Annotated in this window: 20 protein-coding genes, 1 other RNA gene and 4 pseudogenes; 11 read left to right on the top strand and 14 right to left on the bottom strand. The window is 40.1% G+C overall.

Translation table 11 applies throughout. The features are described 5' to 3' along the window. Window positions 1–99: 99 nt before the first annotated feature. Window positions 100–690 carry a LysE family translocator gene (locus JCM15074_RS04275; RefSeq protein ID WP_025820084.1) on the bottom strand — a complete coding sequence of 197 codons (591 nt, stop codon included), beginning with the start codon at window positions 688–690 and terminating at the stop codon, window positions 100–102. A gap of 100 nt (window positions 691–790) precedes the next feature. After that, entirely contained in the window at window positions 791–1216 is a 426-nt protein-coding gene (locus JCM15074_RS04280; RefSeq protein ID WP_025820085.1) for a hypothetical protein, read from the bottom strand. A 336-nt stretch (window positions 1217–1552) separates the two neighbouring features. Between JCM15074_RS04280 and JCM15074_RS23930 the strand changes: the two genes are divergently transcribed. Beyond that, complete coding sequence (locus tag JCM15074_RS23930; protein ID WP_084266950.1) at window positions 1553–1837, top strand: YkgJ family cysteine cluster protein; 285 nt, start codon at window positions 1553–1555, stop codon at window positions 1835–1837. 111 nt (window positions 1838–1948) lie between these two features. Here the strand turns inward: JCM15074_RS23930 and JCM15074_RS04285 are convergent, their stop codons facing one another. The 8 genes and pseudogenes from JCM15074_RS04285 to pspF all read right to left on the bottom strand — a co-directional run bounded on the left by JCM15074_RS04285 (window position 1949) and on the right by pspF (window position 10198). After that, a complete protein-coding gene (locus JCM15074_RS04285) occupies window positions 1949–2158 on the bottom strand; it encodes a TOBE domain-containing protein (RefSeq protein WP_025820086.1) in 210 nt (69 codons plus the stop codon). Window positions 2159–2310: 152 nt separating this feature from the next. Continuing rightward, window positions 2311–3512, bottom strand: a pseudogene (fabV, locus tag JCM15074_RS20865) (enoyl-ACP reductase FabV). Between the two features lie 188 nt (window positions 3513–3700). Next, window positions 3701–4486 carry a peptide ABC transporter ATP-binding protein gene (locus tag JCM15074_RS04295; protein WP_025820088.1) on the bottom strand — a complete coding sequence of 262 codons (786 nt, stop codon included), beginning with the start codon at window positions 4484–4486 and terminating at the stop codon, window positions 3701–3703. Further along, a pseudogene (locus tag JCM15074_RS20870) lies at window positions 4467–5473 on the bottom strand (peptide ABC transporter ATP-binding protein). Before JCM15074_RS20870 ends, JCM15074_RS04295 begins: the two are co-directional and overlap by 20 nt. 2 nt (window positions 5474–5475) lie before the next feature. Continuing rightward, window positions 5476–6366: an ABC transporter permease subunit gene (locus tag JCM15074_RS04305; RefSeq protein WP_025820089.1), complete on the bottom strand. Its 891-nt coding sequence runs from the start codon at window positions 6364–6366 to the stop codon at window positions 5476–5478. Beyond that, window positions 6353–7384 (bottom strand): ABC transporter permease, encoded by a 1032-nt coding sequence (locus JCM15074_RS04310; protein WP_025820091.1) that lies wholly within the window; start codon window positions 7382–7384, stop codon window positions 6353–6355. Before JCM15074_RS04310 ends, JCM15074_RS04305 begins: the two co-directional genes overlap by 14 nt. After that, window positions 7384–9011: pseudogene (locus JCM15074_RS20875) on the bottom strand (ABC transporter substrate-binding protein). The gene JCM15074_RS04310 and the pseudogene JCM15074_RS20875 overlap by 1 nt, the downstream one beginning before the upstream one ends. Before the next feature lie 125 nt (window positions 9012–9136). Continuing rightward, window positions 9137–10198, bottom strand: coding sequence for a phage shock protein operon transcriptional activator (pspF, locus tag JCM15074_RS04320; protein WP_025820092.1), 1062 nt, complete (start codon window positions 10196–10198; stop codon window positions 9137–9139). 171 nt (window positions 10199–10369) lie between these two features. Between pspF and pspA the strand changes: the two genes are divergently transcribed. From pspA to JCM15074_RS20880, 6 genes and pseudogenes are all read left to right on the top strand, one after another. Beyond that, complete coding sequence (gene pspA / locus JCM15074_RS04325) at window positions 10370–11041, top strand: phage shock protein PspA (protein ID WP_025820094.1); 672 nt, start codon at window positions 10370–10372, stop codon at window positions 11039–11041. Window positions 11042–11063: 22 nt separating this feature from the next. Beyond that, entirely contained in the window at window positions 11064–11303 is a 240-nt protein-coding gene (gene pspB / locus JCM15074_RS04330) for an envelope stress response membrane protein PspB (protein WP_025820095.1), read from the top strand. Then, a complete protein-coding gene (pspC, locus tag JCM15074_RS04335; protein ID WP_025820097.1) occupies window positions 11290–11682 on the top strand; it encodes an envelope stress response membrane protein PspC in 393 nt (130 codons plus the stop codon). Before pspB ends, pspC begins: the two co-directional genes overlap by 14 nt. A gap of 78 nt (window positions 11683–11760) precedes the next feature. Next, window positions 11761–13191 (top strand): YcjX family GTP-binding protein, encoded by a 1431-nt coding sequence (locus JCM15074_RS04340; protein ID WP_025820098.1) that lies wholly within the window; start codon window positions 11761–11763, stop codon window positions 13189–13191. 9 nt (window positions 13192–13200) lie between these two features. Then, window positions 13201–14271, top strand: coding sequence for a TIGR01620 family protein (locus tag JCM15074_RS04345; RefSeq protein WP_025820099.1), 1071 nt, complete (start codon window positions 13201–13203; stop codon window positions 14269–14271). Window positions 14272–14346: 75 nt separating this feature from the next. Continuing rightward, window positions 14347–15527 (top strand): annotated as a pseudogene (locus JCM15074_RS20880) (trans-sulfuration enzyme family protein). A 91-nt stretch (window positions 15528–15618) separates the two neighbouring features. On the opposite strand, the gene JCM15074_RS04355 reads toward JCM15074_RS20880, so the two are convergent. Beyond that, window positions 15619–17028, bottom strand: a complete 1410-nt coding sequence (locus JCM15074_RS04355) for a DASS family sodium-coupled anion symporter (protein ID WP_025820101.1) — start codon at window positions 17026–17028, stop codon at window positions 15619–15621. 313 nt (window positions 17029–17341) lie between these two features. On the opposite strand from JCM15074_RS04355, the gene JCM15074_RS23425 reads away from it, so the two are divergent. After that, on the top strand, window positions 17342–17752 hold the full coding sequence (locus tag JCM15074_RS23425) for a ComEA family DNA-binding protein (protein ID WP_025820102.1): 411 nt from the start codon (window positions 17342–17344) through the stop codon (window positions 17750–17752). Between the two features lie 211 nt (window positions 17753–17963). Then, window positions 17964–18060, top strand: an RNA gene (ffs, locus tag JCM15074_RS23935) — signal recognition particle sRNA small type. Window positions 18061–18254: 194 nt separating this feature from the next. Here ffs and JCM15074_RS04365 read toward each other — a convergent pair. From JCM15074_RS04365 to xapA, 3 genes are all read right to left on the bottom strand, one after another. Continuing rightward, a complete protein-coding gene (locus tag JCM15074_RS04365) occupies window positions 18255–19469 on the bottom strand; it encodes an SVAGG family GlyGly-CTERM protein (protein WP_025820104.1) in 1215 nt (404 codons plus the stop codon). A gap of 261 nt (window positions 19470–19730) precedes the next feature. Next, window positions 19731–20996, bottom strand: coding sequence for a NupC/NupG family nucleoside CNT transporter (locus JCM15074_RS04370; protein ID WP_025820105.1), 1266 nt, complete (start codon window positions 20994–20996; stop codon window positions 19731–19733). A gap of 13 nt (window positions 20997–21009) precedes the next feature. Next, window positions 21010–21849, bottom strand: coding sequence for a xanthosine phosphorylase (gene xapA, locus JCM15074_RS04375; protein WP_025820106.1), 840 nt, complete (start codon window positions 21847–21849; stop codon window positions 21010–21012). 187 nt (window positions 21850–22036) lie between these two features. Here xapA and JCM15074_RS20890 point away from each other — a divergent pair, with 187 nt between their 5' ends. Continuing rightward, a complete protein-coding gene (locus JCM15074_RS20890; RefSeq protein WP_025820107.1) occupies window positions 22037–23005 on the top strand; it encodes a LysR family transcriptional regulator in 969 nt (322 codons plus the stop codon). Between the two features lie 823 nt (window positions 23006–23828). Continuing rightward, window positions 23829–24867 (top strand): branched-chain amino acid transport system II carrier protein (gene brnQ, locus JCM15074_RS04390; RefSeq protein ID WP_025820109.1); only part of this gene is annotated, 1039 nt, incomplete at its 3' end.

Consider the following 24867-nt stretch of genomic DNA (forward strand, 5'->3'; position numbering starts at 1 on the left):
TTTTTAGGGCTGATGCTATTGCAATAAGTGGTGGCACGCTAAAAGGATGAAATTAATCTCTCTCAAATATTGCTTATAAGACCCTTGCTTTCTAGTGATTTAGATCAACGTATAAGCAACTGCTATTACCATGAGTATTGAAAAAAGGACACGGATCACTCTGGCATGCCTAGGTTTTGAAAATATCGGTCTTATTAAGCTACCCAATATCAGCCACAGCATGTCGACAATAGTGGCGACAGCAAGACAAGTAACCGCTGTGGTAAGATAACTAATAGATGGATTTGAAAGTGGTAATAGGAATTGGGAAAATAGAGCTAAAAAAGCAGCATAAGCCTTAACGTTGAATAAATTTAAAATAAATCCATCTTTAAAACTTGGTAGTGATTGAGTTTTTTTAGTCACAATAATAGGTGCTGAAGCTATTTTATAAGCGATATAAAGTATGTATGCTGCACCAATCGATTTACACACTATTTTGACGTTAGGGTATTGTGTGAATATTGTAGCTAAGCCCATGCTTGCCGCTATAATCACAACACTAAGGCCTATTAAAATACCTGCTAAAAAAGGTGTTCCTTTTTTTATTCCAAATGCAGCGCCTGTTGCGGCAAGGGCTAATGGGGCTGGCCCTGGTGAGCCAAGTAAAATAGCTGCGGTGCTTATTAGCACTATAAATGAATCTAGCAATTAATAATTCCTTTTATGGTTTGAAAAACTAAGATTAGCATGTTGTTTTCATTGCAAATTAATCAGTCTTATCTTTGCTGAAGTTATTGCTAAGCATTACTTAAATTGACAACTTGCTTAAAATTGAATATCCATCTGAATTTAATTGATAATGTACGCCGTAAACATCATTACCTCCATACATGACTTTAATAGCAGTAATGACAATCCCTTTAGATATCAGTAGCTTTTCAATTGCAGAGGCGCCTTGGGTTAATGTGGACTCATCAGTGCCAAAGATACTGGCTGCCATTACAAAAATAACCTTACCATTCTCTCCACTGGCAATCCGAAGAGGGATATTATCGATAGAAATGTCTTTAGTAGCACCAGTAATTGCAGAGCAATCAGTATCAAGCTGCATATCTTTGCAGCTAGCGGCAACGCTGTAGGTATTAACTGTTTTACCTTTGAAAGAAATGGATGCCGGAGTTGATATACAGCCCGAAACAAAAAGTAGTAGGGCTAAAGGGAGTATTTTTAGCATGCTTTGATTTCCTTATAATTGAATGATGCAGATAATCGATTCAAATGAACTATCAATGTCGTTGAACGAATAGGTATGTGCAATAACCTAGCAATGCAATATTTAATTAGCAATCGCTAATCGTGTTGGGGTAGGCAGCTTAAGCTGAGATACTAATATAGTCAGTAGCGAATTGGAGTATCGATCAACGTCTGCGGGGAAATGTCGGTGTATTTTTTAGTTCTTTGGGGGGAAATTGCTAGCGTTATGGTTTAGAAATTAAGCTTTATCACGAAAGATAGGCAGTTTGTATTAAATTTACGGTATTATATAAAATTGATCAAATTGTAGTTACTCATGATGATACCAATTAAAAAACTCTCTTCCTCGAATATATCTTGCTCAAATTGTAGAGCATGCTGCTGCCGCCTTGAAGTGATGATTATTTCAGATACAGGTGTTCCTGAAAAATTTATCACACGTGATCAGTATGGCAGTGAGACACTCATGCGACTTGATGATGGTTGGTGTGCCGCTTTGGATAGAAACACGTTAATGTGTACTATTTATGAGAATCGGCCTTGGATATGTCGTGAATTTGAAATGGGTTCTGATGAATGTATAGATGAACGAGTTAAATAACTTGTTGTAATTTATTTGTACGATTTATCATGAGTTTATAGATGGTACTTAAGCAAAAAATAGTACAAAAAAGCCAGCATTAATGCTGGCTTTTAACTGCGTGGCAAATAATTAATCGATACCGATCATTACGCTGCTAGCTTTGATAAGTGCGTAAGCTGAGCCACCTACAGTTAGACCTAGACGGTCACAAGATGCTTTAGTTACCATTGCAGTTAGTTCAACGTTTGGTGCTAGTTCGATAGTCACTTCGTTGTTAACAGTACCTTCAGAGATTGCTTTGATAGTACCTTGTAGAGAGTTACGTGCGCTGATTTGCATGTTTATATATCCTAAATAATAAAAACTGACGAATTAAAGTATAGGAGAAAATAAGTCAGTTAGTTGAAGAGCTTGTAATTTAGTATTTTGCGAAATAAAAAGCCATAAAAAAAAGCCACAAGTATGTGGCTTTTCAAAGTAATATCAATATATTAGAGTTGGATCACATCAAACTCTACCGCAGGATTCACATCTTGCTCATAATCGATACCCTCAATACCGAAACCAAACAAACTTAAGAACTCAGCTTTGTATTCTAAGTAGTCAGCGAGTTCATTAAGGTTTTCAGTTGTCACTTGTGGCCATAGATCGCGGCAGTGCTGCTGAATGTCTTCGCGTAGTTCCCAATCGTCTAGACGTAAACGGTTGTCAGCATCAGTTTCTGGTGCGCTATGGTCTGCTTTATAAAGGCGTTGGCTAAACATGCGATAAATTTGTTGCATACAGCCTTCATGTAGGCCTTCTTCACGCATTTTCTTAAATACCATTGCGATATAAAGCGGCATGACTGGAATTGCAGAGCTTGCCTGAGTCACCACACTCTTTAATACGGCAACATTAGCACTTCCACCAGTTGCAGACAGTTTAGCGTTTAGCTCATGTGCTGCACGATCTAAATCCATCTTGGCTTTACCTAATGCACCATGCCAGTAGATAGGCCATGTTAGCTCAGTACCGATATAGCTATAAGCAACGGTTTTGCATCCATCAGCAAGTACACCAGCGTCAGTTAATGCATCAATCCATAGTTCCCAATCTTGGCCACCCATTACGGTCACTGTATCGGCAATCTCTTGCTCTGATGCAGGCTCAACACTGGTTTCAATAATGATATTTTTATTAGTATCGACTGCTGTTGCTGTGTAATTCTCACCAATAGGCTTTAGTGCTGAGCGAATTACTTCACCAGTATCTGGCATTTTACGCACTGGTGAAGCCAGTGAATATACCACCATATCGATCTGACCTAGGTCTTGCTTAATTAGCTCAATTGTTTTTTGTTTTGCTTCATGACTAAATGCATCACAGTTAATACTTTTTGAATAAAGATTTTCTGCTTTAGCAAATTTGTCGAATGCTGCTGAATTGTACCAACCTGCAGTACCGGGTTTAGTTTCTGTGCCTGGTTTTTCAAAAAAGACACCAATGGTGCTGCTCCACTGCCAAATGCTGCGGCAATTCTTGAAGATAAACCATAGCCACTAGATGAGCCAACGACTAATACACGTTTTGGACCATCAACAATTGGATCTTGGCTTTTAGTATATTCGATCTGTTGTTTTACATTGGCCTCGCAGCCTACTGGATGCGTTGTGGTACAAATAAAACCACGAGTTTTAGGTTTGATAATCATAAGTTAGCTTCTTTTTCGAAAGATTCTGATAGCATAATAATTTCAGCCATAAAATGGCACTATTATTTTAGTTTAACCTTGGCTTTTAGCAGTGGTTGGAGCAGTAGACACTGCAATCGCTTAACCATATATTCTTAAATTAGCTGGGTGTTTTATTCAGTTCATTTAGAAATATGCCAAGGTTAAGGTTATTTTTGGCTGTAAAAATCATTTTGTTCTTGTAATAGTCGTTTGGTAAATTCGTGCTGTGGGTCGGTAAATACTTGCTCTGTGGAGCCTTTTTCAACCATCACACCATCTTTTAAAACCATGACTTTATCACTAATATGGCGAATAATTTTCAAGTTATGTGATACAAATACATAGGCTAAGCCTAAATCTTTTTGCAATTGTAATAACAGATTAATAATTTGCGATCTTACCGAAAGATCTAATTCTGTTAAGGCATCATCAGCAATAATAATTTTAGGGTTAAGCATTAACGCTCTAGCTACTGCAACACGTTGTTTTTGTCCTTCTGAAATCATATACGGATAAAAATCGGCATGTTCTGACAATAAACCTACTTTGCGTAACGTTTCTATGACCATGCGCTCACGAGCCGCTGGGGTCATATCCGTGGTGAATTTTAAGGGTTCTTCCAATAACTGACCAATGGTCAGTCTTGGATTTAATGAGGTATTAGGATCTTGGAAAATCATTCGAATAAAACAGCAGCGCTGTTTTATATTTTTTTTATCAAGGGCTAGACCTTCAAAGAATATCTCACCACTGGTGCGTTTTTCTGCACCCACGAGAATGCGAGCAAGGGTGCTTTTTCCTGAGCCTGCATCACCTAAAATGGCCAAGGTTTCACCGGGATTTAACTCGAACGAAATAGGCGCTAATGCTTCGGTGTATTGGCGTCTAAAAAACCGATGGCCAGTGACATACTGCTTGGTTAACTGATTAACTTTAAGAAGTGGCGTCGTCATTATTTTGCTCTAATTCATATGGAAAATGGCACGCATAATAGCGGTCTTTATAGTGGCATAGCTTCGGCTGATGAACACATTTTTTCTGCGCTTCAGGGCAGCGAGGGCCAAGACGACAACCAATAGGTGGATGCTGCAATGCTGGCGGCGAGCCGGGCAAGGTTGGCAGTAAAGCTTTGTGGCTAATGGATTCATCATAATCGGGGATGGTTTCAATTAATGCCTTGGTATAAGGATGGTACGGATGGCTCATAATTGATGCTGTAGGGCCAGATTCCATCACCTGACCACTGTATATCACCGTTAGATTCTCACACCATTGTGCCACTTTTTCGAGTTCGTGACTGATTAATAGAATCGATACGTTTTGTAGTTGATTAAGTTTAGTCAGTAATCTAAAAATTTGCGCTTGAGTATTGAGCTCCATTTGATTGGTAGGCTCATCCGCAATTAATAGCCGAGGTTGGTGAGCAACTGCCATCGCGATCATGATTTTTTGACATTCGCCCTCTGATAGCTCCCACGCATAACTGCTCATTAGGCGCTCAGGATCTTTAACGCCCACTTTGCGGAGCCAGTTTTTTGCATTTAGCTTTTTATCTTTAGCGCGACGCCAAAACGGTAATGATTTGTTGGTTGGCATTGCTTCAATAAGCTGCTCGCCAACTTCTAAAGCGGGATCTAAACAGTTAGACGGATCTTGGAAGATAATCGAAATATCTTTGCCCATGAGTGATCGTCGCTCAGCTTGGCTCATGTCCATTAAATTTTGGTTATTCCACATCATGCGGTCAGCAGTGATGCTCCAATTCGGCTCTGGAATACCTAAAATAGCACGAGCAAGCAATGTTCTACCCGAGCCAGATTCACCCACTAAACCGTGGATCTCAGCAGGTTAAGTGTCAAACTGACTTTTTCTAAGGCTTTGACTCGACCATAGGGTGTGTCGAGTTCAATGGTTAAGTTTCTAATATCCAGTAACGGCATAATTAGCTTCTTATTGGTGTTAACGCGGCGCTTAAGCCATCGCCAACTAAGTTAATGGCTAGCACACTGACTAAAATGGCTAAACCAGGAATAGTGACCGCCCAAGGTGCAGTAAGTAAATTATCTAAGCCTTGGCCAACCATCGCTCCCCATTCTGGACTGGGTGCTTGCGCACCTAAACTTAAAAATCCTAATGCGGCGATATCTAGAATTGCTGCTGAAATGGCTAATGTGGTTTGGATAATAATAATTTCCCACACATTAGGCATAACCACATGCCAAAAAATTTGTAATGATGTTGCGCCATCAAGACGGGCTGCAGTAACGTACTCTTTTTGTAACTCATCATGTACTGCTTGATGAATTGCCCGAATAAACTGCGGTGTTAATGCCAGTCCCACAGCCCAGAATACATTTTCAAGTCCGGGGCCTGTAATCGCTACCACTAAAATGGCAAGTAGTAATGATGGAATTGACAGTAACGAGTCAAGCATATGCCCTAAAATACTGGCTTTTAGACCTGTCATCATGCCTGAAATAGAGCCGATGATAAATCCGGTCAATAATGCTGTTGCTACGATAGCGAGTGCCATACCAAAGGTAAGATGCGCACCATGTAATAAGCGGCTAAAAATATCGCGGCCTAAATCATCGGTACCTAAAAAGTGTGACACACTACCAAGATGATCCCATGATGGCGGCAAGAGCAAAGCATTCGGATCTTGGAATTCAGGTGAATAGGGCGCAATAAATGGACCTAAAATCGTTAATAGTAAAAGTAAGCCGACAACCCACAATCCAATTAATGCCACGAAATTGCTTGAAAAGCTTAACCATAGCTTACGTCTAGGCGAGGGGATATGTTCCTCTTGGTAAATTTTAATGGCTGGCATAAAGCTCTTTCCTACTAAGTGGATTAACTGCGGTGTAAATGACCTCAATTAAAATACTGGCAAAAATAATCAATAAAGAGACTGCTAAAATGCCGCCTTGAATCACAGTGTAATCTCGTTGGTAAATGCCCGACACTAACCACGAACCTACGCCCGGCCAAGCAAAAATAACTTCAACAATAATGGCATAGCTCATAAATGGACCAAGCATTAAGCCTAGTTGTTTAAGTACGGGTAATAGTGCATTGGGGAGTGCATGACGCATAATAATTCGGCGAGTAGGTAATCCGCGGGCTTCTGCTGCACGAATATAGCTTTGGCTTAATACTTGAGTCATGGCGGAGCGGGTAATACGTACGACCACAGTAAATGGCAGAATGGCCAAGGTGACGGCTGGCATGACTATGTGTTTTAGTGCATCTAAAAAGGCACTAATATGATACGGCGAGTTAGAAATCAAAGTGTCAATTAACATAAAGCCGGTAACGGGTTTGATTTGATATAACAAGTTTAATTGCCCCGATACTGGTAACCAACCTAATTTGATACCAAACCAGAGAATAAGCGTCAGTCCTAACCAAAATACTGGGATCGAATAACCCGTTAAGGTAATCACCATAATACTATTTTGAGTGAGTTTATTATGGCTTAGCGCAGATAATACCCCCAGCGGTACCCCTAATAATAAGGCCAAAATGCTGGCGACAGTGATCAGCTCAATTGTTGCTGGCAGTTGCACTGCTAACTCATCAATAACAGGATGCTGTGAGCTGGTTGAAATCCCAAGGTTGCCAGACAAACGTTGTTTCAAATACGCAATAAATTGACCCAGCTCAGAACTATTGAGTTGATAGTCGTCGGTTATTTGTTGTGCTTGTGCCAATGATGGTGAAGTGATACCTGCTAAAGCAACGGTTTTGCTGACAGGGAATAAACTGGTCGCCAAAAATAAAACGCCAATTAAGGCAATAGAGGTGGCGATAAAGAGGTTAAGGCGTCTAATTAAGAAAATACCCATTACTCTTGCTCCTGTGGGCTAACTTTCTCGGCATGATTAAATGAAATAGAGCCAAAAGTACTCAGTTTAACCCCTTCAATATCGGTTTGGGTGAGCAGTAATTGCTGTGCATGGGCTAAGGGAACTATCGGCATTTTGCTTTGTAGTAATTCTTCAACTTGATGATAAAGCTGTTTTCTTTGCTGCTGATCAGTTGTTTGTTTAGCGCGCTGAATCAAACGGTCAAATTGCAGATTACACCATCTCGCTTCATTAGAATTTGAGGCAAGTGCATTACAGCTTAATAACGGTGAGAAAAAGTTGTCAGGATCAGCATTGTCAGCATACCACCCCATTAATACTGAATCATAACTGGTAGCGTGTAGCTTTTGATTAAATACACTCCAATCATAAGAGATGATATTGCTCTTACGCCAATATTCGCTAAATCTTCTTGGATTAATTCAGCCGTCTTTAAACTATTGGGGTTGTATACCCGTGATACCGGCATCGCCCAAATATCAATGGTGATATTTTTATAACCGGTGCTATCAAGTAAAGCCTTGGCCGCAACGGGATCATAACTGTCATCTTGGGCAATATTAGAATATCCCCAAGATGATGGCGGTAGCATAGTATTAGCCATTTCAGCGGTATCTTGATAAACCGCATCAAGAATTTTTTGTTTATTCACCGCCATCGCAAGTGCGCGGCGTACCTCGATATTATTAAACGGCGGCTTTTCGGTATTAAATGCCCAGAAAGCCACATTCATACCCACCTTGCGCTCAATTTTAAGGTTAGGGTTGTCATTAATAACGGCTAGCTCACCGGGTTTAGGTAAGGCAGAAATACTGCAACTGCCTGTAATGACCTTCGCAAGGCGCATGGTGCTTTTCGTTGTAATATCAAATACTAGCTGTGGAATCTTGGCCTTGTCGCCCCAATATTCATCATTCCGGTAATAGCGAATATAGCCATTTTTCACGTATTTATGTAATACAAATGGACCAGTACCTATCGGTTGATTGTCTAGTAATTCAGGTAGTTGTAGATGTTGTAATTGTTGACCATATTGCGCTGATAAAATGACAGCAAAGTCAGTGGCTAAGTTAGCTAGAAATGTCGAGTTAGGTTGATAAAGGGTGAATACCACTTTATCGTCAGCCAGTTTACGGATTGATTTTATCTGTTTGTCAAAACCGACACTTTGAAAAAATGGATAACCCTGTTTAGCGATGGCGTGGTATGGGTGGTTTGGATTGATAATTCGCTCAAATGAGAAAATAACGTCATCGGCATTAAATGGGCGAGTCGGAGAAAATAGCGCATTATGCTGAAATTGCACATTGTGACGTAGGGTTAATGTGTAATTTAAACCATCATCAGAAACTGTCCACGCGGTTGCCAACTCAGGCGAATAAGCGCCTGTAGCATTGTCATAACTCAATAACTGGTTATAAATTTGATTGGCGGTAGCATCAATTGTGGTACCAGATGTTACTAACTGAGGATTAAATGATTCAGGATTACCTTCAGAGCAGTAAACTAATCCTGGTGGCTGCTGCTTTTGATCGCATGCCATGAGGAGAAAACTCACGCTTAAGGTAACAACCAGTAACCTGCAGTGTTTAAACAGCAAATTCATTGATAATGTATTATTTTTTGACTTGAGATCACATTTTAGCAGCCGCTTGTTGTTTTGAGCAATCGCTTATCGTGATGTTGCTTTAAAATCACACAATATCCTTGGTTTTGAGGCTAAATTACTGACTATTTGTCGAGTAAATTGTATTTTTTCAAGATACCGCGTAACTGGTGATAGCTTAATCCGAGTTGTTCCGCCGTTTTTTTCTGGTTAAATTGAAAGTTTTCTAATGCTTTCTGCAGTAGATCGATTTCAAACTGTTCACATTGTTGTTTTAGATCCATTGGAAATTCAAGCGCTTTTGATTCCACAGGTTGAGTGGCCGCCGCCGGTTCATTATGAGTTTCATTCATCGCGGCTGGTGTTTGTTGTCGGCTAAGGGTTTTGATTCGCGTTGTTGGGCGATAAGGTGATGCAAATGGATCTAGAATAATTTGGCTGATGGGTTGTTGAATATCGTCATTACGATACACGCTACGTTCAATTACGTTTTTGAGCTCACGAATGTTGCCCGGCCAGTGATAATCCATTAATTGGGCGATTGCTTGCTTCGAAAATCCACTAAACAGTTCAAGTTGAAGCTGTCTTGCCATGCCTATGGCAAAGTATTCAGCCAGGGGCATAATATCTTCGCTGCGGCAACGTAGTGGCGGTAAGGTGATAACATCAAAGGCGAGTCTATCGAGTAAATCGGCTCTAAATTCACCTTGTTCGGCTAATGTGGGTAAGTCTTCATTGGCGGCGCAAATTAAACGGACATCGGTTTGTACTGTTTTACTGCCACCCACACGTTCAAATTCGCCGTATTCAATCACTCGCAGAAGTTTTTCCTGAATTAATCCTGACGTGTTTGCTAACTCATCCAAGAATAGCGTACCGCCATCGGCACGTTCAAATCGACCTTCATGGCGGCCTTTAGCGCCAGTAAATGCACCAGACTCATGACCAAACAGTTCACTCTCTAGCAAATTTTCACTTAAGGATGAACAATTGAGCTTGATAAAGCTTTGATCCCACCGTTTAGATAGGTAGTGTAAGCGTTCAGCGATAAGCTCTTTACCGGTACCACGTTCACCAATAATTAATACTGGTTTAGCGAGAGGCGCAACTTGAGAGACATGCTCCAATACTTCTAATAAAGCATTAGACTGGCCAATCAGATTATCTTGTTTGAATTTAGTGGTCACAATAATTGGTCTTTATCACTATTAATTGGTGAAATTTATAATAGAGAGCTCGTTAGCTAAAATAAAGGAAAACTTTAAAATTAAGTTAACATGCTGATTTTATAGAATTTTAAAAAGTTGGCACGTTATGTGTATTATCAATACTGAACTACATCAAATGAGGAAAGTATTATGGGAATTTTTTCACGCTTCGCCGATATCATTAATTCAAATATCAGCTCTTTACTTGATAAGGCTGAAGATCCTGAAAAAATGGTACGCCTAATTATTCAAGAAATGGAAGATACCTTAGTTGAGGTTCGTTCAACATCAGCCAAAGTATTAGCTGAAAAGAAAGAGATTTTACGTCGAGTTGCTCGAGTCGAAGCTCAAGTGAATGATTGGCAGCAAAAGGCTGAATTAGCGTTATCAAAAGATCGGGAAGATTTAGCGACAGCAGCATTAGTTGAGAAACAAAAAACGAATGATATGGCTAAATCGTTACATGCCGAATTAATTGTGGTTGAAGAGCATATTGAACGCTTAAAAGAAGAGGTTTCGCAGCTACAAGATAAGTTAACTGACGCTAAGGCACGTCAAAAGACAATTATCTTGCGTAAGCAAACTGCAACATCTCGTTTAGATGTTAAGCGTCAGCTAGATTCAAGCAAAATTGATAATGCAATGCTTAAATTTGAGCAATATGAGCGCCGTGTTGAGGGCCTTGAAGCTGAGGTCGAGGCATATGATTTGGGTAAAAACAAATTAGATGACGAATTTGCGGCACTAAAAGCTGAAGATAACGTCAAAGCCGAGCTAGAAGCGCTTAAAGCGAAGATGAAGCAAACCAAACAAGATCAATAATTAACGTTGACAAGGGGGAGTAATGGATATGGGATTTTTAGTCGCACCGATTATCATCTTTCTTATATTCGTTGCCCCTATTTGGTTGATATTGCATTATCGCAGTAAACGCCAAGTAGGGCAGGGATTAACAGAAGAAGAGTATAAGCAGCTGAATGAGCTTGTGCAGCAAGCCGAGAAAATGAATCAAAGAATAGTGACATTAGAGACTATTTTAGATCATGACAGTCCAGATTGGAGGCAGCGCCATGAAACTAAATAATAATGGCACCTTATATCGTGATAAGAAGAAAGGCAAAATAGCCGGTGTTTGTGCGGGTATTGCAGAGTTTTTTAATATCGAAGTTTGGTTAGTCCGCATTATTGCTGCATCACTATTCTTGTTAGGCGGTTCTGGTTTAGTCCTAGTTGTATATGTGGTGTTATGGATGGTATTAGATGTTAAACCATCAACAACAGCCAGTCATCAGGAGCCTGAAATCGGTATTAAGAAGAAGGTATGGCAAGCTGGAGAACCAGCAAAACAAGCGTTAAGAGACATTAATAATCAGTTTCAAAAGCTTGATACAAGGTTACAAAGAATTGAACGTTATGTAACCTCTGATAATTATGATTTAAAACGTGAAATCAACAATCTGTAATAGAGTCTCGCCATCGCATATCGGGTTGTATACTATGACAATAAGTATATCCCGATATGTCATTTCTAGGTTGCCAATATGAGTTTTTTGTCTCGTTCATTCAATCGAGTTAGTCAGCAAACAAAAGAGTTAATTCATCGCAGTAATGATCATCATATTCGATTAGCCGTAACGGGGTTATCTGGAGCGGGTAAAACTGCTTTTATTACTGGTTTGGTTAATCAGTTACTCAATACCGGTGATTCAGTGAATCAGTTACCTTTGTGGCAAGTCACACATCATAATCGACTGATTGGTATTAAGCGGCAAATGCAGCCTGATATGTCGATTGCCAGTTTTGATTATCAAACGGCAATGCAGCTGTTATTAAGTGAAACACCACGTTGGCCATCATCTACTCGTAATATTAGCGAGCTTAGATTGGCGATAAAGTATAAGCCCGAACAAGGATTGCTGGCGAAATTAACCGATACTACTACCGCGACTTTATATGTTGATATAGTTGATTACCCCGGTGAGTGGTTATTGGATTTACCTATGCTGCAATTAACTTATCAGCAATGGTGTGAGCAACAATTTAGTCGACAAATTATTTGGCAAACTTCGCCATATTATCAAGCTTATGCTGATGCACTTGCTGAACTTGATTTAAATGCAGATGCCGATGAACAAGTGCTAGATGCAATTGCCAAGTTATACCAACAGTTATTACAAGATTTAGTGTTAAAGCAGGGCTTTTATTACGCACAACCGGGGCGCATGTTACTGCCCGGTGATCTCGAAGGTGCACCTGTATTAGCGTTTTTTCCATTAGCCCTATCCAATGAGCAGCATCAGCAATATCAGCAAGCTCATAAAAATAGTTACTACCAAATTCTGAATAAGCGCTATAACGCTTATTGTGAACAAGTGATCACGCCGTTTTATCGTGATTATTTTGCGAAGTTTGACCGGCAAGTGGTGTTAGTGGATTGTTTGACGGCACTTAATCGTGGTCATCAGCAATTTAATGATATGTCATTTGCGTTAAACCAAATTTTACAGAGTTTTCAATTTGGGCAATCCAGTTGGTTTAAGCGACTATTTTCGCCACGTATCGACCGATTACTATTTGCGGCAAGCAAGGTTGATCATGTTAGCCGTGATCAACAATCGAGTTTAGTTAAATTACTCAGCAGTATTTTACAACCAAGTCGTAAACACGCCCGTTTTGATGGTTGTCATGTTGAAACCATGGCGATCAGTGCCATTAAAGCGACCGAACATGGCATCGTTAAGCAAGATGGACAACCTGTGGAAGTCATTACAGGGGCACGTTTAAATGATGGCGCTGCAACGACATTATTTCCGGGGCAAGTACCTGATGAAGTCCCTAATGCCAGTTTTTGGCATCAACAAGGGTTTCATTTTCAAGCCTTCGCACCTAAAAAGTATGAGTCAAATCAAGCTTTTGAACATATAAGATTAGATCATCTATTACAGTATTTACTGGGTGATAAGCTGCTTTAGGAGTCACAGATGCAACATAAATCAGCCTTAAAACCTGCGCAAGAATTTAATCTTACGCCAGACAGCACTAGCGAAATAGATATAAAACCGAGTCAGCAGTTTAGTGTTGATGAGGTAGAGTTTGAACAGCAGGTTGAACAATTATTGCCAGACAATGATCCATTTTTAATGGATGAAGCGGTAATCAAACCCATTAAAAAACGCTCGAAGCTAACACGGTTAGTGATATTAGCCGTGATGGCTGTGGTGGTAGTACAAACCTTATTAGGTTTATTGTCGGCATGGCAACAAAGTCCGTGGTTGTTTGGCTTTTATAGTGCTGTGTTAGCCATTATTGGCTTATGGTGCGCGAAGATTTGCATCAGCGAATATCGTCAATTAAAACGTTTAAAACAGACTGAGCAATTACAACAGACGGCTGCACGACTTAAATTAAGTGTGCAGCAAGGTGAAACAGATCTGTTTATCAAACAATTATCAGCTAATTTACCGCCTCAGGTTACAGAGCCCTATTTTCTACATGTTAATGACGAGCAAAATGATGCTGAACAATTGGCGTTATACGAACAGTTAGTGGTGACGCCACAAGATATGCGCGCGAAGAAAATTGTTAGTCGTTATGCGGCTGAATCGGCAATTTTATTGGCGGCAAGTCCATTGGCTGCATTAGATATGGCGTTAATGTTATGGCGTAATCAGCGCATGCTAAGACAAATAGCAGCCTGTTATGGCATCGAGCTGGGTTATTGGAGCCGAATCAAATTAATCAGGTCGATCATTCATAACATTATTTATGCGGGTAGCAGCGAAATAGTGGTCGATTTAGGCAGCCAATTATTGTCGGTCGAAATGACAGGTAAAATATCAGCACGTCTTGCACAAGGATTAGGGGGAGGATTGCTGACAGCCCGTTTAGGTTATCAAGCCATGGCATTATGCCGTCCAATCGCATTTTCTGACGATAATCGCCCTAAACTAAGTAAGGTACATCAAAGTTTATTGGCTGAGTTAAAGGACTTCTCGGTCAGCGCATTATCTAAAAATAAGGCGCGTAACAAAGATTTTACAAAGGTGGAGTGATCTATTTGTCTTAATTGCTATTCATTTTCATAAAATTCAGTATGTTGGTTCCATATATGCTTACTGAGGATGGTGATGAATAAACAACTAAAACCTGCCAGTTTGATTATTCATGGCGGACATCAAGCTAATGAACATAATGCATTAGTGAGTCCATTAGTACAGAGCGCCACATTTGCATTTGAGACGGCAGAGCAAGGTGGCGCAAGATTTAGTGGTGAGCAAACAGGCCCAATATATACACGCTTAGGTAATCCGACTACTGCCGAGCTAGAGCGTAAAATGGCGCTATTAGAAGGCTGTAATGATGCTATTGCATTTGGCTCCGGCATGGGCGCTATTGCTGCGACTTTACTGGCGCATTTAAGCAAGGTGACCATTTAATTATTTCGCAAGCCATCTATGGTTGTACCTTTTCCTTAGTTGAAGAAACCCTGCCGCGTTTTGGTATTCAAGTGTCACTGGTTGATTTTGCCAATATGCAGGCCGTGTGTGATGCGATTCAACCCAATACCCGTATGATTTTTTGTGAAACCCCCGTTAATCCCCATCTCACTGTATATGATTTGCAAGCTATTGCCGAAATAGCGCAGCAATATCAATTAATCAGTGTGGTTGATAACACCTTTATGACCCCGTTACTGCAACAACCTATTAATTTTGGTATTGATATTGTTGTGCATAGCGCGACTAAATTCTTAAATGGCCACGGTGATGTGATTGCCGGTATAGTTTGTGGTGACTGTAGTCATTTAGAACCAATACGGATGCACAGCTTAAAAGATATTGGTGCAGTGATTTCGCCCCATGATGCTTGGCTTATTTTACGAGGGATGAAAACCTTAGATGTGCGCATGCAGCGTCATTGTCAAAATGCCCAGTTAATTGCCGAATATCTTGAACAGCATCCGCAAGTTGAGCAGGTGTTTTATCCTGGGCTAGAAACTGATGCTGGTTACCGTTTTATTGGGCAACAAATGGTTGCTGCTGGTGGACTTGTCGCCTTTACATTAAAAGCTGATTTAAGCCAATGCCAAGCGTTTATTAATCGACTGCAACTGTTTTCAATTGCGGTGAGCTTAGGTGATGCAGAATCATTGATCCAACATCCAGCCTCAATGACCCATTCGCCTTATACGCCAGAAATGCGATTGCAAGCAGGTATTACCGATAACCTAATCCGTATTTCGGCGGGGCTTGAAGATGCTGAGGATATTATTGCCGATTTAGCACAGGCATTAGCGCAAGTTAATTGACAGTATTACAGGATAAAATGAGTCAGTTTTAGATAAAAAATAAGCCTGCAATTGCAGGCTTATGCTAACAACGCTGATGATTGTTATAGGTTTAAATTGGCCAGAATAAGTGGGCGATAATATAAAGTACCACCATACTCAATAAGTTAATGACCATACCCGCCCGGATCATCTCAGATTGTTTAATAAATCCAGAGCCATATACAATCGCATTAGGTGGCGTTGCAACGGGTAGCATAAATGCGCAAGATGCGGCAATACCAATTAATACTGACAGCATCACAGGTGAGATGCCCAGTGCATCAGCAATCGCAGCAAATACAGGTACTAACAAAGCCGCGCTAGCGGTATTACTGGCAAATTCAGTGAGCATGACCACAAAAAATATTACCACTAAGGTAAACAGTGCCATGTGAGTATTGCCGAATAAATCTGTCACTAAATGCGCTAAAAAGACACTGGTACCCGTGGCTTTTAAAACTGCGCTTAACGTTAGGCCGCCACCAAATAGAATCAATACGCCCCAGTCAGTGGTGGTTTCAATTTTCTTCCAATCAACCAGTCCTAAGCCAGCGAGTACGACTACTGCTGCTAATGCAACAATGGTATCAAATTGGCTTAAGCCACCCAGCGCTTTAGATAAGGGTAAGCTGAAGATCCAAGCGAGTACGGTTAATACAAAAATGACCAGAGTAGCCTTAGCGCTGATGGTCAGCTTTGTGGCTTGAAAATCGATATTAAACTTGGCTGATAAGTCAGGTTTAAAAAGTAAGTAAAGCGCGATTAGCATTGACGGTAAAAGTAAGGCAACAGTCACTAAACCAAACTTTAACCAACCACTAAAGCTAATGCCAACTTGCGCCGCCGCAATCGCATTGGGTGGGCTGCCGACTAAAGTACCAATGCCGCCAATATTGGCGCTATAGGCAATACCTAATAATAAAAACAGGTAAGTTTTATGATCTGTCTTGCTGTCGAGCTGGCTTAAAATACCTAAGGCTAGTGGCAACATCATTGCCGTCGTGGCGGTATTACTGATCCACATTGACAGAAATGCAGTCACGCCAAAAAGCATAAAGCAGGCGACAGATAATTTCCCTTTAGATGCAACCAACACCTTCTGTGCAATCAGTTTATCAACTCCTTGTTGGTTCAGTGCCGCTGCTAGCACAAAACCACCAAAAAACAAGTAAATGATAGGGTTAGAGAAATGACTCATGGCTGTTTGCGTATTAAAAACGCCGAACACAACCGCCAAAATAGGAATAAGAATCGCAGTAATACTTAAGTGAATTGCTTCAGTTAACCAAAGAATGGCAGCAAAACAAAGCATGGCTAAACCGGTATTAATGCCTTGCTCAAAAGGTAAAAATTTATATAAAGCAATGAGCAGAATAAAGTCGACAATAATAATTGTAAATTTGGTTTTAGTAGTGCGATTAGCGACATACGGGCTAGGTATGGCATTTTTATCAGAGGGAGGAATAGATGAATCAGACATCGTGAAACGACCAAACAAATAAACAGGTGCTTAATGTAGGCGAGATTTTAAAAAATGCAATATTTGAGATCAAAACATAGCTTAACTTAATGATAATTGATGCTTTTTTAGTCTTAAAGTGCTTCATTAACGTCAATTTCTTACTGGTAATGGGTTATGGCTTACGACAGAGGATATAAACTAACTCGAGTTATAGGCGTATCTACAGGCAATTAAGAATGACCACTCTCAGTAACAAGGCGGTATTGCAATAGGACACTTATAGTTGAGTGGCGATATCTAATTTTAAAGGTCTAATTAACAGGAGTGCATAATGAAACTAATGTCATCACTTGTCATGATAATGAGCTTGCTCGCTTTGCCCGTTGTCGCTGAGGCTAAAATTGCAGGGATTGCTGCAGAAATTAATCATATGCAAGGCGTCACTAATCAAACTATTGTGGCTAAAAAGGGCGTTGTGAAAGAAGCTGTCGCTAAAGACAAAGCCGTTAATGAAACGAGCAAAGCAACTAAGGCTAAGTCAACAAGTTCAAAAGTGAATATTAATACGGCGAACGTTGAGCAATTACAGCAACTGAAAGGTGTAGGGGAGAAGAAGGCACAAGCTATTGTGGCTTACCGTAAACAACACGGGAATTTTAAATCAATCGACCAATTAGCCGAAGTCAAAGGGATTGGGCCTAAATTGCTGCAAAAGAATAAAGGCGCACTCACGTTAAAGTAATGGCATTTGTTTAAATAACCCCATATTGACATTCAACCTCACTTTAAACGCGCAACAAGTATACAGAAGTTTAGCAATTGTCTATTGCTTGCGCATTTAACTCGTAAAATTCAATTAGTTTGTGCTAAAGGCTTGATTCCCCATACTGCTTAAGCGATAATCCTCCGCGTTCTAGAGACATACTGATGTTGCTAGAAATTCAATGGTGACCCTAGGGTCCCCCCGCAATGATAACCTGTGAACTCGGCCAGGCCCGGAAGGGAGCAACCGCAGCAGGCGACTCGTGTGCCGGGGTGCGGCTCTAGGGGAGCCTCCAAAACTCCCCATATATCTTAATATTCAATTAGTTACATCAAATCTATAAGCTAATACTGCAAGTGGTACACTTGGTGGTACATTTTGGCTATTTAAATGCTATGAGTCTTAATTTTGTTTTTAATTATAAGTGCATAATGTAAATTTGATTCATCAAGCTGATGAGTCAAATTTACATTACTTAGCGTTATTTGATCATTTTCCGACGAAGACTCATGAGGATTAGTCCGAATAATGTAATTAGACTCATGCTACCACCACTTGATTCGGATGATTTAGGCTTGCTAACAGCATTAATTGTCACATCTACAGGATTTGAATCTGCAACATTAACGCCATAGCGAGTACCTACAGTTAATTGAGTATCTTTATCGCTGTGCGTTATTGGTAAATCAACACGTTTAACCTGCTCACCAGCGGCAAAGGTAACTGTTTGGTAGGTATCAGGACTGTAGTTAATACCACTTTTAGCACTTGTGCCGTTAGTATAAAGCTGAACGGCCACATCATGATCTAATACGGTAGGCTTCTCTTGAGCATCTACAAGCTCAACTACCATTTCAGTATTATCAAGGTTTTTAGGAATTGGATTATCCGATACGCTGAATTTAACGTGTGCCTCAATAGGCATTGGTTTGTTAAAGTCACCATTCCAAAAACGGTTATCGTATGCGTAGACAGCTAAAGCATCGAGATCACGATTAACTACCTTTTGAATGGTTTTCTTTTCGTTAGCTGTAAAGCCAGTTTTAAATTGAGTGCCTGAACACATTAAATAATTAGACTCACTACACTCAGCACTTGATGTATGACCCAAACCAAAGTTATGACCCAATTCATGTGCGAAACTTTGGGTATCTTTAGTCAAGTCTAAGATTTGAGTAAAGCCTCTATTTTGAAAAGCCTGAGCCAAAACATTTTCATTATGGTCGTATTCACTAACAGAGATAACTACTTTGTCAGCATGGTACTTTTTAAACTGTTGTGCTACAAATGGGGAGTATACCCATCCACCCATAAAATCAAAAACTTCATCAAACTCTTTCTTTGAGTCAAAGCCAACGGAGTAAGCAGTGTCGTCAACTGCGTTTCCTAAATATTCACCATTTGCTAATTGATCAGACATGCAATTATCTGGCAATGTCACAATTGCTGATATATTAAAATGAACATTAAACTCTTTAAATTGTTTATTTGCAAAATCAACTTGAGCTTGATGAATTTTTTGCAATTCCTCGTTACCATATTTAGTAACTAAAGCAGGTTCTACAAATACCAACAAATCAACATTGTTTATTTCATTGCTATTTGTATTTTTTAAATCACTAATATTAGCGGTAGCATTTAGTGACAGTAATGTTAATGATGCGGCGATTAAAGATAAAGAAAATTTATTTTTCATAACATACTCATACATTCTTCTAGAATTAATATTTATTACAGTTAGAACAGATCTAAATTAAAGTATATGAGTGATTTAAATTAATAGGTGTGACCGCTTACTCATACTAAATAAACGTGCGCATAAAGATAAAAGATGAGGTAAGTATTTATCTTTATAGAGGTAATAACTTCTTATAATTGTTTTTTTAGTTTAAAGAGTGTTGGGGTTTGAATAAAAAAAAGGGGCTTTCGCCCCTTTTCAATATGCTTTTACTGATATTTACATCACTGAAAGTGAGAAGAAAATACCGGCAATAGCAGCGCTCATTAGGTTAGAGCAGGTTGCTGCAATTACAGTGCGTACACCGTATTTAGCAATAAAGTCTGTTCTTGATGGGCATAGTGTTCCTAGACCACCGATTAAGATACCCATTGAAGCGATGTTAGCAAAACCACATAGGGCAAAGCTGATAATGACTTTACTCTTTTCTTGTAATACTTGTAGGCCTGCAGCGGCAACTTGTTGTGGGTCTTTTAGGTAAGGGGCTAAATCGCTATAAGCCACAAACTCGTTTACCACCAACTTTTTACCAATCATAGAACCAGCAATGGCAATATCAGCTGCAGGAACACCAAGCAGGAATGCTAATGGAGCAAAAATCCAACCTAAAATACCTTCTAGTGATAATGGCATATTGATCATGTCGCCTACGCCACCTAATAGGTTGTTAATTAGGGTTACGAGGCCAATCATTGCAATCAACATGGCACCAATCGCTGCGGCTAATTTTAAACCACTGGCTGCACCTTCACCTGCTGCTGCAAGTACGTTAACAGGTGGTTTTTCATCAAACTGGATTTTATTGTCAACTGTGTAGGTTGGGGTGGTTGTTTCTGGTAGCATCATTTTCGCAAATAAAACGCCGCCGGGCGCGGCCATAAATGACGCTGCTAATAGGTAGTCCATATTAACGCCCATCATGGCGTAACCTGCAAGCACGGTACCTGAAACCGATGCCATACCGCCACACATCACGGTAAAGAATTCAGAGTCACTCATCTTTGCCATATACGGCTTAATCACCAATGGTGCTTCACTTTGGCCGACAAAGATATTTGATACCGCTGACATTGATTCTGTTTTTGAAGTGCCTAGCACTTTAGCCATGCCTCCGCCGATAATGCGGATCACAAACTGCATGACACCGAGGTAGTAAAGTACGGCAATCAAAGTTGAGAAGAAGATTACTAGTGGCAGTACATTTAAGGCGAAAACAAAACCAATGCCTTCTACTGAAAAGTTAACGAGGTTACCAAATAAAAAGCGAATACCCGCTTTACCGCTATCAAGTACCACATGAACGCCATGCGACATTGATGACAAAATTTGGCGACCAATAGGGATATATAAAACGATAGCACCAATTAACACTTGCAGTGCTAATGCTGCGCCAACGATACGTAAGTTAATTGCACGGCGGTTTACAGAACACGCAAAGCCAATACCCAGTAGTACTAGCATGCCAATAAATCCGGTAAATAACATGTTTACACCCTATTTATGCTTGAGTTGATTTTTTGTATTCAACAAATGAATGGATGAAGTGCAGAAAATCCTTTTCAGCTAATTTGGCGCATTTCAAGGTTTGTGCATGTGACAGTTCTACATCACCTAAACCTTCAGCCATATTGGTGATGGCACAAATGGCTAGTACAGGCAAACCGCAATGTGCCGCTGAAATGACTTCTGGCACCACTGACATGCCGACTACGTCACCGCCGATGATTTGCATCATGCGGATTTCTGCTGCGGTTTCAAAGCATGGGCCAGGATAGGAAACAAATACACCTTGGTTAAGGTGAATACCTTGTTGCTCAGCAACGGTTAGTGCCTGTTGGCGTAACGATTTATCGTATGCGTTGGCTAAACTGAAAAAGCGCGGACCGTAATTATCATCATTAACGCCAGTCATTGGTGTGCTTGGCATGGTGTTGATGTGGTCGGTAAATAGCACTAATGAGCCTACATCTATGCGATCTGGTCGTAGCGAGCCAGCTGCATTAGTTACTAGTACCATTTCACAGCCTAGCTTTTTAAATGTGCGAATGGGTGTGGTCATCACTTTCATGTCTTCATTTTCATAAAAGTGACCTCGGCCTTTCATACAAATAACGGCGACGCCGTTTAAGTAACCGAGTACTAATTCGCCGCTGTGGCCTTCAACGGTACTGACTGGAAAGCCTGCTAGTTCTCGATAATCAATGCTGATTTTATCTTCTAGTTGATCGGCTAATACACCTAAACCTGATCCTAAAATCATGGCGATTTGTGGTTTGAAATCTGGTTTATATTGGTTGATAGTGGCGATTGCATCGGGTACTGGATCGTAAACTGACATAGGGCGATTTTCCTAAAGTGAATTTGCTAACTAATTCACGATATTCTTAAGTGAGATTGATTAAAATCACTTAAAACCACTCAAACGTCCTGTTTTTCAGAACAATGCGTCATTTCTATAAGTTTCTGTTGAATATTTTGCCAATAAAGGCGGATTTGGAATGATTTGCTTGGGAAACTAATTATAAATGGATCTCAATTTTGTGAACAATATCCATAGCCCAGCCCCTACAGGTTTAAACAAATTACACTGGCCTGAAAAACTGAGCATGAAGATGCTACGTTATTTTTATGTCGTCAGTTATAGTCAAAGTTTGACTCAAGCCGCTGAAAAACTACATATCTCTAAATCGCCGTTGAGTACCCAAATGCGTGATTTAGAGGATATTCTTGAGGTGGAATTATTCAATCGTGATCAGCGTAATATTCAACTGACTTCTACTGGGATCTTGTTACGTGATGAGTGTGAACTGATTTTTAAACAGCTAGATCAATCCATTAGTAAAGTGACGCATCATGCGCGGCAGCATTATGGGCATATTCGACTAGGTATCGTTAGTTCGGTATTTTGGGCGGGATTTGGTTATGCATCACAACAGTTGCGGCTACAATATCCTGAAATCCAATTTGAATTTATTGAACTCTCTCCCCGTCATCAAAAACAAGCCTTATTAAATAATGAAATTGATATTGGCATTGTGCGTTACGCAGATACGATTAACATTAAACCTTTACAAGCGTGCAATTTATATTGTGAATCGATGGCGGTTGCCGTACCTAAAAATCATCATCTATCTCAACAACAATCCATTAATTTATTGGAACTTATTCATGAAGATTTTGTGATGCTAAGTAAGCAAAACTCTGCCTCAACTGATTTTGTGGTGCAGCATTGTTTGATAGAGGGCTTTAACCCTAATATTATTCAAGAGGTGATTGAACCAATGACTTTGATGAATATTGTTGATCATGGTGATGCGCTTGCTATTGTGCCGCAAAGCTTTAACCATTGGCATTGGCAAAATGTGCAGGTGATAGCGTTACTGCAATCGATTTCTGCCAATATTTGTGCTGTTTATGATCCATTAAAAATCAATAATGAAAAACAAGCGCTAATCCAGTCGTTACATTTTTATATGAATCAACAGCGTGAGTAGGGCATCGCTATATATTGGATTGTGATGGCATTAATGGTTGTTTGGGATCATGTTAATTTAGAAAGGATTAATATCATTTAATAAAAATGGTCAGACAGCTTTTTAATAAATTGATATAATAGGTGTTTAATATCAACGAATTATGTGCTGAATGCCGGCGTTTTCAGTGTTGGCATATTGGTTGTTAATTTATTTTATTGGATTGTGGAATGATAAATAATCTGCAAGATAAACTGGATGCAAAAGCTCAGAATGATGCTTTGAGTCTTGAGTATTTAAAGCTTGAAAATGATTGCCTGTATATGGAGGAAAAACTAAAGTTACTGAAGCAAAGGCGCAAAGTCATTTTAAATGAACTCGAACCTAATAGTATGATCAGAGTGATTAATCGTATTTATATTAATAACATTTTGTATACTGCATCACTCGCAATATCCATCGCTGCATTATTCATAGTAGTGCTTAAATAGTGTGATTCACCTCTCGTTTTTAGGTGTCAAATAAGCCAATTGCTATTTAATTAATATAAATACTTGTTTTCATACCGAGTTGACGTTTATAACGTTATGACTACGTAGCATGTTCGCTTACGTTTGAATTTAATTGACGAGGAGGCAAGATGAATACATTATCAAGATTCGCATCAACTACTTGCTTCCATGTGGCTGCGGCTGCACGTCAACTCCTCCTGCTCTCTCTGATTCTTATTCGGGGCTGACAGGCTATCTATTTTTCTGCCAGCTTTTTGAAGAAGTTGGCAGGATCTCTCTAGTAATATCTCCCGTCTCTTCTTCCTAGCTGCAATGTTACAGCGAGGATGACTATGTTAAGTGCACGCAATATCGCCGCGTTAGGCTTTATGACCTTTGCCATGTATTTAGGCGCAGGTAATTTGATTTTCCCTCCCTTTTTAGGCTACCAAGCCGGTGATCACTTTTTAAGTGGTATGACTGGATTCTTACTGACGGGCGTGGGCTTACCGGCATTGGCGTTGGTGATTGTTGCTTGGATCAAAGGCGCTGACAATCTAACGGCGGCATTGCCTAAACCATTGGCAACCAGTTTTTGGGTGACATTATTTATTGTGATTGGTCCTGCATTTGTTATCCCTCGTACGATTACGGTGGCTTACCAATTTAGTTTTGCGCCTTTTATTGGTGATAGTGGCTTAATTCCGTTTTCTATCGTTTTTTGCGTTGTGGCTATCATGTTCTCGTTATATCCGGGCAAGTTAGTTGATACCTTAGGCAAGTGGTTAACCCCTGTGTTGTTAGCTATTTTAGCGGTAATGGCGATATTTGCGGTGATGTATCCGGCGGGATATGTGGAGCAGGCGACGGGAGCTTATGCAACAGGGGCCATGGCGGAAGGATTAACCCAAGGTTATATGACCATGGATGCGCTTGGCTCTATTGGCTTTGGTTGGATTATTTTTAAGGCGATTGAGGGCATGGGCGTTAAATGTCCGAAAGCGATTGCGAAATATACCTTCATTGCGGCGATTATGTACGCTTCCGCAATGGTTTTAGTGTATTTAGCCTTGGCCTATATCGGTGTAACCAGTACCAATTTAGGCACTCAGTTTAGCAATGGCGGTGAAATTCTAACGGCGTTTACCAATTATCATTTTGGTGTCTTTGGTACCATGGTGTTAGGTTCGGTATTGGTATTAGCGTGTTTAACTACGGCGATTGGGGTGACTACAGCAGGTAGTGAGTTTTATAGCCGCAGCTTTAGTCGTATCACTTATGTGCGCAGTGTATGGGCAACCATGATTTTATCTGGTTTAGTGGCTAACTTAGGCTTAGATCAGTTATTGGCGATCACCTTACCTGTTGTTGTTGCTTTGCACCCCATAGCCA

The sequence above is a fragment of the Shewanella marina JCM 15074 genome (genome assembly GCF_000614975.1).
Lineage (GTDB): Bacteria > Pseudomonadota > Gammaproteobacteria > Enterobacterales > Shewanellaceae > Shewanella > Shewanella marina.

What these genes read in the sequence shown, in the direction of transcription:
- JCM15074_RS04280 (WP_025820085.1), bottom strand. Translation starts at nt 1,216, where the DNA reads ATGCTAAAAATACTCCCTTTAGCCCTACTACTTTTTGTTTCGGGCTGT.
- JCM15074_RS23930 (WP_084266950.1), top strand. Translation starts at nt 1,553, where the DNA reads ATGATGATACCAATTAAAAAACTCTCTTCCTCGAATATATCTTGCTCA.
- JCM15074_RS04285 (WP_025820086.1), bottom strand. Translation starts at nt 2,158, where the DNA reads ATGCAAATCAGCGCACGTAACTCTCTACAAGGTACTATCAAAGCAATC.
- JCM15074_RS04295 (WP_025820088.1), bottom strand. Translation starts at nt 4,486, where the DNA reads ATGACGACGCCACTTCTTAAAGTTAATCAGTTAACCAAGCAGTATGTC.
- JCM15074_RS04305 (WP_025820089.1), bottom strand. Translation starts at nt 6,366, where the DNA reads ATGCCAGCCATTAAAATTTACCAAGAGGAACATATCCCCTCGCCTAGA.
- JCM15074_RS04310 (WP_025820091.1), bottom strand. Translation starts at nt 7,384, where the DNA reads ATGGGTATTTTCTTAATTAGACGCCTTAACCTCTTTATCGCCACCTCT.
- pspA (WP_025820094.1), top strand. Translation starts at nt 10,370, where the DNA reads ATGGGAATTTTTTCACGCTTCGCCGATATCATTAATTCAAATATCAGC.
- pspB (WP_025820095.1), top strand. Translation starts at nt 11,064, where the DNA reads ATGGATATGGGATTTTTAGTCGCACCGATTATCATCTTTCTTATATTC.
- pspC (WP_025820097.1), top strand. Translation starts at nt 11,290, where the DNA reads ATGAAACTAAATAATAATGGCACCTTATATCGTGATAAGAAGAAAGGC.
- JCM15074_RS04340 (WP_025820098.1), top strand. Translation starts at nt 11,761, where the DNA reads ATGAGTTTTTTGTCTCGTTCATTCAATCGAGTTAGTCAGCAAACAAAA.
- JCM15074_RS04345 (WP_025820099.1), top strand. Translation starts at nt 13,201, where the DNA reads ATGCAACATAAATCAGCCTTAAAACCTGCGCAAGAATTTAATCTTACG.
- JCM15074_RS04355 (WP_025820101.1), bottom strand. Translation starts at nt 17,028, where the DNA reads ATGTCTGATTCATCTATTCCTCCCTCTGATAAAAATGCCATACCTAGC.
- JCM15074_RS23425 (WP_025820102.1), top strand. Translation starts at nt 17,342, where the DNA reads ATGAAACTAATGTCATCACTTGTCATGATAATGAGCTTGCTCGCTTTG.
- JCM15074_RS04365 (WP_025820104.1), bottom strand. Translation starts at nt 19,469, where the DNA reads ATGAAAAATAAATTTTCTTTATCTTTAATCGCCGCATCATTAACATTA.
- JCM15074_RS04370 (WP_025820105.1), bottom strand. Translation starts at nt 20,996, where the DNA reads ATGTTATTTACCGGATTTATTGGCATGCTAGTACTACTGGGTATTGGC.
- xapA (WP_025820106.1), bottom strand. Translation starts at nt 21,849, where the DNA reads ATGTCAGTTTACGATCCAGTACCCGATGCAATCGCCACTATCAACCAA.
- JCM15074_RS20890 (WP_025820107.1), top strand. Translation starts at nt 22,037, where the DNA reads ATGGATCTCAATTTTGTGAACAATATCCATAGCCCAGCCCCTACAGGT.